Below are 11,275 nucleotides of genomic sequence, written 5' to 3'. Positions count from 1 at the left end.
TGACCGTTACTCATTGCTGAGCAACGTTATACTTTTTGTGAACATTTGATAATTTAAGCATTCAGCACCCCGAAGGATGCTGGCACTTCATCAAACGCCCACACTTATCGACTGTTGATTGTTAAAGATCGTATTCGGTACTGCCTTGCCGCATCCGGCGAATCGTTTTGTTCGTCAGCAGCAGAGAAGCGAGATTATGCAGTGTTTCGCAGTGTTCGTCAACTTCTTTTTGCTTCGTGCCTTTCGGACACACCTCGGTGAAACTGCCGTAAAAACTTGAATCGGCGGTCGTATTCAACGAGGGACCGAATGATAGCAAAGCCCCGGCAGCCCCGCAAGGCCCGCACATGCAGCGCCACACTGCAGACGCGCGCCGGACCGGTACAATGCACGCTTTGCCGTCCCGATTTCCGATCCGCACCGCCATGACCATCCTGCTCTCCACCCTCAACGCCCGCTATGCCCACGCTTCGCTGGGCCTGCGCTACCTGCTGGCCAATATGGGAGAGCTGCAGGAGCAGACTGCGCTGATGGAATTCGTCATCGGCGCCAAGACCACCGAAGTGGTCGAACGCCTGCTGGCCAGGAAGCCGCGCATCGTCGGCTTCGGCGTCTATATATGGAACGTCGAGGAGACGACCAGGGTCGTCGCCATGCTCAAGCGCGTCGCCCCCGAGGTGACGGTCGTGCTGGGCGGTCCCGAGGTCTCCTACGAAACGGACAAGCAGGAGATCGTCCGCCTGGCCGACTACACTGTCACCGGCTGGGGCGATGTCAGCTTCCCCAAGCTGTGCGGCGAGATCCTGCACGGCCCGAAGCCGATCATGAAAGTCCATGCCGGCGTCCAGCCGCCGATGGCCGACATCGCCCTGCCCTACTCTTTATATAGCGACGAGGACATCGCCCACCGCACCATCTACGTGGAAGCCTCGCGCGGCTGCCCTTTCAAGTGCGAGTTTTGTCTCTCGTCTCTGGACAAGACCGCCTGGCCCTTCGGCATCGACGGCTTCCTGGCCGAGATGGAAGGTCTTTACCAACGCGGCGCCCGGCTGTTCAAGTTCGTCGACCGCACCTTCAACCTGAACGTCAAGACCAGCCAGCGCATCATGCAGTTCTTCCTCGACAAGATCGCTGCCGCGCCAAACGATCCGGTCTATGCCCACTTCGAGCTGGTCCCCGACCACCTGCCGGAAGCGCTGAAGACGACCATCGCACAATTCCCGCCGGGCGCCCTGCAGTTCGAGATCGGCATCCAGAGCTTCAATCCCGAGGTGCAGGCGCTGGTGAGCCGGCGCCAGGACAATGCCAAGGCCGCGGACAACATCCGCTGGCTGCACGAACACTCGCACGCCCACCTGCACGTCGACCTGATCGCCGGCCTACCGGGCGAGGGCGTCGACAGCTTCGCGCGCGGCTTCGACCACCTGGTATCGCTCGGCCCGCACGAGATCCAGTTCGGCATCCTGAAGCGCCTGCGCGGCACGCCGATCATCCGCCACACCGAGCCTTACGGGATGGTGTTCGATCCCTACCCGCCCTATACCGTACTGGCCACCGACCGCATCGACTTCCCGACAATGCAGCGCCTGGTGCGCTTTGCCCGCTATTGGGACCTGGTCGCCAACTCCGGCCGCTTCGCGCATACCGTCAAAGCGCTGCTGGGCGAGACGCCCTTTGCGAACTTCATGGCCTTCTCCGACTGGATGTACACCCGGACCGACGCCACCCACCGCATCGCCCTCGACCGCCTGGCGAAGCTGGTGCAGGAATGGCTGCAACTGAAGGGCATGAGCGAGGATGCGGCGAAGGCGCTGCTGGCCAGCGACTACGCCGGCAATGTCGACAAGCCGGCCGGCCAGTCCGCGCACAAGCAAAAAGCAGCCGCCGCCGCGCCCGAACGCCAGGTCCGCCACCTGGCCGCCTGAGGACGCCGGCACAGGCACGTTACCGCCGCGCGTGTGGCACCTCCTGCGATTCTCTTTTACACTGCCGTAATGCAGATTGAAAATGCGCCAACATTAACTATCGAACATCCCAGCCCGGAGCAGAGGCCCGCTGGGACGGAGCAGTCCGTGGTGGCGCGCGGCGTATGGCAGGTCCACGCGCTGGCCAGGCGCGGCGCCATCAAGAGCATCAACAAGACCCTGGCCGGACTGGCCGGCAAACCCTCGCTGGCCTGGGACCTGTCGGAAGTGACGAGCCTCGACCACATCGGCGCCCAGATGTTCTGGAGCGCCTGGGGCAAGAAGCGTCCCAGCCACCTGACGCTCGACCCGAAGCAGGAAGAACTGTTCGCGCGCCTCGAGCAGGCCAGCGGCATCGAGCTGCCGCGGGTGCGCACCAGTCCCTTCAACTGGGTGATCAGGCTGGGTTCGGGCGTGCTGTCCTTCTTCGAGCACATGAAGGCGGTGGTGATCCTGATCGGCCAGGTGGTGCAGGACGTCGGCCGCTTCATCCGCAATCCAGGCACGGGGCCGTGGAAGGAAATCTCGGCCAACATCTACCATTCCGGCTTCCAGGCCCTGGGCATCACCGCCCTGGTGGGCTTCCTGATCGGGATCGTGCTGTCCTACCTGTCGGCGCAGCAGCTGCGCATGTTCGGCGGTGACATCTACCTGGTCAACATCCTCGGCATGGCGATCATCCGCGAACTCGGGCCGCTGCTGGCGGCGATCCTGGTCGCCGGCCGCTCAGGCTCCTCGATCACGGCCCAGCTGGGCGTGATGCGGGTGACCGAGGAACTCGACGCCATGCTGGTGATGGGCATCTCGCACGGCTACCGCCTGATCATGCCGAAGGTGATCGCACTGGCGATCGCGATGCCGCTGCTGGTGGTCTGGACCGACTCCATGGCCCTGCTGGGCGGCATGCTGGCGGCCAAGGTCGAACTGAGCCTGTCGCTGCGCTACTTCATCCAGAAGCTGCCGTCGGCGGTGCCGATAGTGAACTACATGATCGGCCTCGGTAAGGGCATCGTGTTCGGCATGCTGATCGCCCTGACCGCCTGCCACTTCGGCCTGCGCATCAAGCCGAACACCGAAAGCCTGGGGCGCCTGACCACGACCTCGGTGGTCACCGCGATCACCGTCGTCATCATGGCCAACGCCGTGTTCGCGATCGTCTTTTCCGGCGTGGGGTTCAGCTGATGGACAAGACCCAAACCCAGACCCTGAATCTCAAGCCCGACGAAAAAGTCGGACCGCCGGTGGTCCAGATCCGCAACCTCTGGACCCGCTTCGGCCGCACCGTGGTGCACCAGGACCTGAGCCTCGATATTTACGCGGGCGAGATCCTGTCCATCGTCGGCGGCTCGGGCACCGGCAAGACCGTGCTGCTGCGCCAGATGCTGGGTCTGGAACACCCGTCGAGCGGCACGGTGACGGTGTTCGGCGAGGACGTCAGCAGCGCCAGTCCGGAACAGCTGCAGCGTATGCGCAACCACTGGGGCATGCTGTTCCAGCAGGGCGCCCTGTATTCGGCGCTGACGGTGTTCGACAACATCGCCCTGCCGCTGCGCGAGCTGCGCGCCCTGCCCGAGGACGTGATCCGCGATGCCGTGCTGCTGAAAATGAACATGGTGGGCTTGGGCCCGGGCGACGCCAACAAGATGCCGTCCGACCTGTCGGGCGGGATGATCAAGCGCGCCGCGCTGGCGCGCGCGCTGGCGCTCGAGCCCCAGCTGCTGTTCCTGGACGAGCCCACCGCCGGCCTGGATCCCGACCTCTCGGACACCTTCGTCGAGCTGATCCAGACCCTGCACAACGAGCTGCACCTGACCGTGGTGATGGTCACCCACGACCTCGATACCCTGTTCGCGCTGTCCTCGCGCATCGCGGTGCTGGCCGAGAAGCACGTGCTGGCGGTCGGCCCCGCATGCGACGTGCTGCGCGTGAAGCATCCCTTCATCAAACAATTTTTCCTCGGCCCGCGCGGCCAGCGGGCGCTGGAAGTGCTGGAAGAGCGCTACGCCGGAAAGGAAACGGAAGACTGACATGGAAAACAGATCGTATGCCCTGATGACGGGCTTCTTCACGGTCGCGCTGCTGGTGGCGGCCATCCTGGTCGGCCTGTGGCTGAACCGCGACCGCACCCAGATGCATCCCTACGAGATCGTCACCACCCAGACCATTCCGGGCCTGAACCCGCAGGCCGCGGTGCGCTACCGCGGCCTCGAGGTCGGGCGCGTCGACGACATCGTGTTCGACCCGCGCGTGACCGGCCAGATCCTGATCAGGCTGTCGATCGCCGACGGCGCGCCGGTCACCACCACCACCTTCGCCTCGCTCGGCTACCAAGGTGTGACCGGGATCGCCTTCATCCAGCTCGACGACGACCGCACCGGCTCGCCCCTGCTGCAAAGCGACAAGGGCCATGTGGCGCGCATCCCGCTGCGTCCCGGCCTGCTGGACCAGCTGGAAAAGCGCGGCCTGTCCATCCTCGAGAAGACCGAGCAGATCACGAACAGCCTGAACAGCATCCTGAGCCAGGAGAACGCCGACAAGATCACCGGCGCCGTCGACAACATCAGCAAGGCGGCGCAAGCCTACGGCGAGATCCCGAAACAGCTGCAGCCGACGCTGGCGCGCATGCCGGAACTGACCGCCAAGCTCGATCGCACCATGACTTCGGTGAACGAGCTGTCCACCAGCGCCAACAGCGCGGTGCGCAACTACGACCGCCTGGCCACCAACCTGCAGGCCCCGGGCGGCCCGATCGACCGCGCCGCCGGCGCCATCGCCTCGCTCGAAGGCGTGACCTCCGACCTCGAGATGCGCACCCTGCCGCACCTGGTCGAGATGACCGACGAGGCCCGCATCTCGCTGCGCGCCGTCCGCCGCACGGTGACGAATATCGGCGACCGTCCGCAGAGCATCCTGTTCGGCGCGCCCAGGGCCCAGCCAGGCCCCGGCGAACCCGGCTTCGTCCCACCGACCAAATGACCCATGAGGAAACCGTGACCCTGCTCAGTGCAACCCTACTCAAGCACCGTCTCATCGCCCTGGCCGCCGCCGCGCTGCTGCTCGCCGGCTGCGCCTCGCAGAAGGGCGAGCCGACCACCCAGTTCGACTTCGGCCCGGCCATGCAGTCCGCTTCCCAGGCACAGGCGCAGGCTGCGGCGCCGATCGGCGCGATCGTCGTCACCGACATTACCGGCTCGAGCGCCCTCGAGAACGAGCGCATGTTCTACCGCCTCAGCTATGCCGATGCCCTGCAGGCGCGCAGTTATGCGAACAGCCGCTGGACCGCGAACCCGCTGCAGATGATGACCCAGCGGATGAAGACCCGGATCGCGCAGGCGGGCGCCAAGGTGCTGTCCGAAACCGACGCCTCGAACGGGGTTCCGATCCTGCGTATCGACGTCGACGAATTCATCCACAACTTCAGTGGCGCGGCGCAGAGCGAAGGCCAGGTCGCGCTGCGCGCCTCGGTATTCCAGGGCCACGTGCTGGTCGACCAGCGCAGCTTTGCGCGCACCACCCCCGCAGGCACTGCGGATGCCGCCGGCGGCGCGCGCGCACTGGCTGCCAGCACGGATGCCATCGCGGTCGACATCGTGGCCTGGCTGGGTACGCTGAACCTGAACCTGAATCGCCGATGACCGGGACGCAAGACCAGGGCAGGCCGCGCGCATCGCCGGTTGCACGCGCCGCGCTGCTGGCCTACCTGCTGCTGATCGTCTACGCGAGCTGGTTTCCGTTTTCCGGTTGGCGCAGCAGCGGCCTGTCGCCGTTCACCTTCCTGAACCTGCAGCCGCAGCGCTACTGGACCGGCTTCGACGTCATGGTCAACATCGTCGGCTACATGCCGCTCGGTGTGCTGCTGGTGCTGTCCCTGCATCCGCTGGTGCGCGGCGTGTGGGCGGTGGCGGTGGCGGGCCTGACCGGCATCCTGGTGTCCGGCACCATGGAGACGGTGCAGAACTACCTGCCCAGCCGGGTGCCGTCGAACCTCGACCTGCTGACGAATTCGGCCGGCTGCCTGGCCGGCGCGGTGCTCGGGCTGTTCTTCGCCCCGCTGCTGCTCGACCATGGCCGCCTGCAGCGCCTGCGCCAGCGCTGGTTTGCCGCCTACGCCAGCCAGGGCCTGGTGCTGGTCGCGCTGTGGCCGCTGGCCCAGGTCTATCCCCAGGGTTACCTGTTCGGCAATGGCCAGATCCTGCCGCTGCTGTCGGAATGGCTGTCCGACTGGCTCGATGCCGACATCGACCTGGTGAGCATGATCCGCGGCGGCGCCGGCATGACGGTCGAACAGTACTGGCTGTCGGAGATCGTGATCACGGCCTGCGGCATGAGCGGCGCCGCCCTGACCCTGCTGTGCCTGGCCCGGAGCGGCGCGCCCAGGCTGTGGCTGATGCTGGCGCTGGTCTTCACCGGCATCGTGGTTAAGACCCTGGCCAGTTCGCTGTTCTTCTCGCCGGATAACGCCCTCACCTGGATCACGCCCGGCGCCCAGGGCGGCTTTTTGATCGGCCTGATCATGCTGGCCGGCCTGGCCTTCGCGCCCCCGGTGGCGCAGCGCCGCCTGGCCGTGGTAACCCTGGTGCTGTCGCTGATCGTGGTGAACACGATCCCGGCGAATCCTTATTTCGTCGCCACCCTGCAGGCCTGGCAGCAGGGTAAATTCCTGAACTTTAACGGCGCCGCCCAGTTCCTGGGCATGGCCTGGCCCTTCATCGCCCTGTGGTTCCTGCTGCTGCCTTCGCACCGCCTGAACCGCTCCTGACGGGAGAAGGGCGTATCATAGCGGGCAGCTATAGCCCCATCCGGACCCATTCGAGAACGACATGAGCGACGACAAACCCTTTTACGAACACCACGTCTTCTTCTGCATGAACGTGCGCGAAGGCGAAGGCTGCCGCCCCAGTTGCGGCAAGCACGGCGCCGAAACCGCCCAGAAGCATGCCAAGAAGCGCATCAAGGAACTCGGCCTGAACGGCCAGGGCAAGGTGCGCATCAACCAGTCCGGCTGCCTGGACCGCTGCGAGGAAGGCCCCGTCGTGGTGGTCTACCCGCAGGGCACCTGGTATACCTATGTCGATACCTCGGACATCGACGAGATCATCGACCGCCACCTGATCAAGGGTGAAGTGGTCGAGCGCCTGAAAATCTGATCTGCCTTAGCAAGCAATGAACAAGCATTCGCAAAAGTTTTACCTGACCGGCCACGCCGGCAAGATGGAGTGCCTGCTGGACGAGCCGGAAGGTGCGCCGGGAAGCGCACCCCGCGGCATCGCCCTGGTGGCCCACCCGCACCCGCTGTACGGCGGCACGATGGAGAACAAGGTCGCGCAGACGCTGGCGCGCGCCTTCGTCGGCCTTGGCTACGTGACGGCCCGCTTCAACTTCCGCGGCGTCGGCGAATCCGAAGGCACGTATGACGACGGCCGCGGCGAAGTCGACGACATGCAGGTCATGTACGAGCACATGACGGAACAGTACCCCGGCCTGCCGGTGGCGCTGACCGGCTTCTCCTTCGGCACCTTCGTGCAGGCCCAGCTGCAGCAGCGCCTGGAAGCGCAAGGCCGCCCGGCCGAGCGCCTGGTGCTGGTGGGGACCGCGGCCGGCAAATGGCCGATGCCGCCGGTCCCGGCGGACACCATCCTGATCCACGGCGAACTTGACGATACGATCACATTGCAGCAGGTGTTCGACTGGGCGCGCCCGCTCGACATCCCCGTCACCGTGATTCCGGGCGCCGACCATTTCTTCCACCGCAAGCTCGTTCATATTAAAAATCTTGTCGCGCAATTGTGGCGACGTGACATTTGAAGCGATCACTGGCCTATAATGGTCCGTCTTTGTTTTAGGCAATGCTCTTGAGCATTGCCTATGCATCACCATCCACTGATCACCTCGTTTGCTCCCATGAAAAAGTTAATCGCGGCCCTCGCCGCCAGTGCCCTCCTGATGTCGGCCGCCAATGCGCAGCAAGTGCCGGCCCCACAAATCGCCGCCCGTTCGTGGACCCTGCTGGATGTCACCAGCGGCCAGATCATCGCTTCGCAGGATGCGGACATGCGCATCGAGCCGGCTTCGCTCACCAAGGTCATGACCGCCTACGTCGTCTTCGGCGCCCTGCGTGACAAGAAGATCACGCTGGACCAGAAGGTCAATGTGTCGGTACGCGCCTGGAAGGTCGACGGCAGCAGCTCGAAGATGTTCATCGACCCCGCCACCCCGGTCTCGATCAACGACCTGCTGTACGGCCTGATGGTCCAGTCGGGTAACGACGCGGCGGTGGCGCTGGCCGAAGCCGTGGCCGGCGACGAAGGCACCTTCGCGCACCTGATGAACGAACAGGCCCAGCGCATGGGCATGAAGAACACGAAGTTCGCCAATCCGCACGGCCTGCCCAGCCCGGACAACTACTCGACCGCGCGCGACCTGTCGATCCTGGCCTCGCACGTGATCAAGGACTTCCCCGAGTTCTACAAGATCGACTCGGTCAAGGAATTCACTTATAACAAGATCAAGCAGCAGAACCGCAACCGCCTGCTGTGGCTCGACCCGACCGTGGACGGCATGAAGACCGGCCATACCGAAGCCTCGGGCTTCTCGATGATCGCTTCGGCCCACCGCCCGAACGGTACGGCCGGCGAGCGCCGCCTGATCTCGGTGCTGTCCGGCGCCACCTCCGACGGCAACCGCACCGCCGAAAGCCAGAAGCTGCTGAACTGGGGCTTCCAGAACTTCGACACCGTCAAGCTGTACACCAAGGGCCAGGCGATCGCCACCCCGGAAGTGTGGAAGGGCTCGAAGTCGACCGTGAAGATCGGCTTCCCCAACGACGTGCTGGTGACCGTGCCGAAGGGCGTCGCGCAGAAGATGAAGCCGGTCCTGGAGCGCAAGGATCCGCTGGTCGCCCCGCTGGCCCTGAACGGCCGCGTCGGCACCCTCAAGATGATGGTCGACGGTAAACCGCTGCTGGCGCTGCCGGTGGTGTCGCTGGAAGAGGTGTCGGAAGCCTCGATCTTCGGGCGTGCCTGGGACTCGATGCGTCTGTGGATGAAATAATCCAGGCATGACGCAGGGTGGGCACTCCGTGTCCACGCGTGAGGTTAGCGACATGCTGGCTTCCGCGTGGCACAGGGTGCCCACGCTACGTTTACGGGCCAGCTATAATTTGCCGAACCGCTCAAAGGAATACCCACAATGACCCACGCCCTCCCCCGCGACCTGCACTGCCCCCGCATCGCCACCCGCGCGAACGGACTCGAACTGTCCCGCATCGTCGCCGGCATGTGGCGCATGATCGAGTGGAACATGACGGTCGAGCAGCGCATCGCGCTGATCGAACAGTGCATCGCGATGGGCGTGACCTCGTTCGACCATGCCGACATCTACGGCAACTACGGCGTCGAAGGCCTGTTCGGCGAAGCCCTGCGCGCCCAGCCCTCGCTGCGCGACCGGATCCAGCTGGTGAGTAAATGCGGCATCAAGCTGCTGTCCAACAAGCGCCCCGAACACAGGATCCAGCATTACGACACCAGCGCCGCCCACATCGTGGCCTCCGCCGAGGAATCGCTGCGCCAGCTGCATACCGACCGCCTCGACCTGCTGCTGATCCACCGTCCGGATCCGCTGATGGACTTCGACGAGATCGCCGACGCCTTCACCCGCCTGAAGCAGGCCGGCAAGGTGCTGCACGTGGGCGTGTCGAACTTCAGCCGCCACCAGTTCGAGGTGCTGAACCGCCGCGTCGAACTGGCCACCAACCAGGTCGAGTTCTCGCCACTGCACGTGGCGCCGATGTTCGACGAGACCTTCGACGGCCTGCAGGACCTGGGCGTCAACCCGATGATCTGGTCGCCGCTGGCCGGCGGCCGCCTGTTCACCTCGAACGAGGCGAATGCCGAGAACCTGCGCCTGGTGGTCAAGGAAATCGCCGACCGCCTGCACCAGCCCTTCGCCAGCGTGATCTTCGCCTGGATCATGCAGCTGCCGTCGAATCCGGTTCCGCTGACCGGCAGCGGCCGCATCGAGGCGATTGCGGTGGCGGTGGCCGGTACGAGCTTCAAACTGTCGCGCACCGACTGGTTCGCGATCCTGCGCGCGGCGCGCGGCCACGAAGTCGCATGAAGCACGCCGCCATGGCCGAGCCGCTGAAGATCGTCGAGGGCCGCGCCCTCGGCGCGCAGCAGAAGAAGGATTTATTGAACCGCCTGGCGCGGGTCGAGGGCCAGCTGCGCGGCATCCAGAAGCTGGTGGCGCTGGCCGATGCGCCGTCCGACTGCGATGCCGTGGCCCAGCAGATGGCGGCGGCACGCAAGGCGCTCGACCGCTCTTTTGTGCAGCTGCTCACGGCCAGCATCGTCAACCAGACCGGCAACGCGGCGGATCTGGAGGATGCAAAACGAAGCGCCGCTCATTTGGCAGCGCTGTTCGATAAATTTGCTTGAACCTAGGGTGGGGTAAATCAGTCCAGTGGATTGATTTACGTGCCCACGCGAGCGTCAATCCTCGTAAACCTTTGGCGGCGAAATGCCGCGCCATCCCCCCTGCCACGCGATGTTCAGCAGCAGCGCCGCACTGATATACAGCACGAAGAACAGCGCGAAGAAGCGCGTCTGCAGCAGCACCAGCAACAGCACGCACACGCCCAGCGCGACGAACATCGCCTTCGATTTCGGCTGCTTGGAGCTGGGGAATCGGATCGTCGACACCATCAGCGCGCCGACCGCCACCATCAGCAGCATCACCAGGAAGGCCTGCGCCATGCCGGCCGCCGGTTCCGGCCAGGCCACCACCACCGCGGCCACGCAGGCCGCGCCGGCGGTGATCGGCATGCCGACGAAGTAACGCGGATCGGTCCTGCCCACCATGACATTGAAGCGCGCCAGGCGCAGCGCGCCGCAGGCGACGAACACGAAGCAGGCCAGGCCGCCCATGCGCACCAGGGTCGGATGGGCGGCGCTCATCTGCGCGAAGCCGTAGCAGTACAGCAGCAGGCCGGGGGCGCAGCCGAAGTTCATCACGTCGGCGATCGAGTCGAGCTGCACGCCGAAGTCCGACTGGGTATTGGTGGCGCGCGCCACGAAGCCGTCGAGGGCATCGAAGACGCCGGCCAGCACCAGCAGGATGGCCGCCAGGCGGTAGTCGGACGGGTTGCCCACCGGGGCATTGTCGACCGAGATGACGATGCTGCCGAAGCCGCAGGCGATCGACAGCAGGGTCACGAAACTGGGTAGGGCAAACTTGGCGCGGGCGAGGCGCTGCTGGCGGCTAGGCTTCAAATTATCAGCTCGACAAATGGAAAGAATGGCTTATTTTACATG

Annotated in this window: 13 protein-coding genes; 11 read left to right on the top strand and 2 right to left on the bottom strand. The window is 64.9% G+C overall.

The annotated features are described in order from the left end of the window. Positions 1–121 precede the first annotated feature (121 nt). On the bottom strand, positions 122–427 hold the full coding sequence (locus AB4Z32_RS07905; protein WP_442121285.1) for a hypothetical protein: 306 nt from the start codon (positions 425–427) through the stop codon (positions 122–124). Between AB4Z32_RS07905 and AB4Z32_RS07900 the strand changes: the two genes are divergently transcribed. The 11 genes from AB4Z32_RS07900 (at position 426) to AB4Z32_RS07850 (ending at position 10,399) form a co-directional block, all read left to right on the top strand. Further along, the gene (locus AB4Z32_RS07900; protein WP_442121284.1) at positions 426–1,925 is read left to right on the top strand and encodes a DUF4080 domain-containing protein; all 1,500 of its coding nucleotides are present in this window, start codon (positions 426–428) and stop codon (positions 1,923–1,925) included. The genes AB4Z32_RS07905 and AB4Z32_RS07900 overlap by 2 nt on opposite strands. A 69-nt stretch (positions 1,926–1,994) precedes the next feature. Then, positions 1,995–3,146, top strand: coding sequence for an MlaE family ABC transporter permease (locus AB4Z32_RS07895; protein WP_442121283.1), 1,152 nt, complete (start codon positions 1,995–1,997; stop codon positions 3,144–3,146). Beyond that, entirely contained in the window at positions 3,146–3,991 is an 846-nt protein-coding gene (locus AB4Z32_RS07890) for an ABC transporter ATP-binding protein (protein WP_442121282.1), read from the top strand. Before AB4Z32_RS07895 ends, AB4Z32_RS07890 begins: the two co-directional genes overlap by 1 nt. A gap of 1 nt (position 3,992) precedes the next feature. Beyond that, the gene (locus AB4Z32_RS07885; protein WP_442121281.1) at positions 3,993–4,940 is read left to right on the top strand and encodes an MlaD family protein; all 948 of its coding nucleotides are present in this window, start codon (positions 3,993–3,995) and stop codon (positions 4,938–4,940) included. Next, positions 4,937–5,599, top strand: a complete 663-nt coding sequence (locus AB4Z32_RS07880; protein WP_442121280.1) for an ABC-type transport auxiliary lipoprotein family protein — start codon at positions 4,937–4,939, stop codon at positions 5,597–5,599. Before AB4Z32_RS07885 ends, AB4Z32_RS07880 begins: the two co-directional genes overlap by 4 nt. Next, on the top strand, positions 5,596–6,723 hold the full coding sequence (locus AB4Z32_RS07875) for a VanZ family protein (RefSeq protein ID WP_442121279.1): 1,128 nt from the start codon (positions 5,596–5,598) through the stop codon (positions 6,721–6,723). Before AB4Z32_RS07880 ends, AB4Z32_RS07875 begins: the two co-directional genes overlap by 4 nt. 61 nt (positions 6,724–6,784) lie before the next feature. Next, positions 6,785–7,111, top strand: a complete 327-nt coding sequence (locus AB4Z32_RS07870; protein WP_435572599.1) for a (2Fe-2S) ferredoxin domain-containing protein — start codon at positions 6,785–6,787, stop codon at positions 7,109–7,111. Between the two features lie 16 nt (positions 7,112–7,127). Then, positions 7,128–7,769 carry an alpha/beta hydrolase gene (locus tag AB4Z32_RS07865; protein ID WP_442121278.1) on the top strand — a complete coding sequence of 214 codons (642 nt, stop codon included), beginning with the start codon at positions 7,128–7,130 and terminating at the stop codon, positions 7,767–7,769. Positions 7,770–7,865: 96 nt separating this feature from the next. Beyond that, a complete protein-coding gene (locus AB4Z32_RS07860; RefSeq protein WP_442121277.1) occupies positions 7,866–9,014 on the top strand; it encodes a D-alanyl-D-alanine carboxypeptidase family protein in 1,149 nt (382 codons plus the stop codon). A 138-nt stretch (positions 9,015–9,152) separates the two neighbouring features. Further along, positions 9,153–10,079, top strand: coding sequence for an aldo/keto reductase (locus AB4Z32_RS07855; RefSeq protein ID WP_442121276.1), 927 nt, complete (start codon positions 9,153–9,155; stop codon positions 10,077–10,079). Next, positions 10,076–10,399: a metal-sensitive transcriptional regulator gene (locus tag AB4Z32_RS07850; protein WP_442121275.1), complete on the top strand. Its 324-nt coding sequence runs from the start codon at positions 10,076–10,078 to the stop codon at positions 10,397–10,399. The genes AB4Z32_RS07855 and AB4Z32_RS07850 overlap by 4 nt, the downstream gene beginning before the upstream one ends. Positions 10,400–10,453: 54 nt before the next feature. Here AB4Z32_RS07850 and pssA read toward each other — a convergent pair whose 3' ends face one another. Beyond that, positions 10,454–11,233 carry a CDP-diacylglycerol--serine O-phosphatidyltransferase gene (gene pssA, locus AB4Z32_RS07845; RefSeq protein ID WP_442121274.1) on the bottom strand — a complete coding sequence of 260 codons (780 nt, stop codon included), beginning with the start codon at positions 11,231–11,233 and terminating at the stop codon, positions 10,454–10,456. Between the last annotated feature and the right edge of the window lie 42 nt (positions 11,234–11,275).

It is taken from the genome of Massilia sp. 2TAF26 (assembly GCF_052115005.1).
Taxonomy (GTDB): Bacteria; Pseudomonadota; Gammaproteobacteria; order Burkholderiales; family Burkholderiaceae_D; genus Telluria.
The sequence above is the reverse complement of the archived record's forward strand: the minus strand, read 5'-3'. Positions and strand labels throughout refer to the sequence as shown.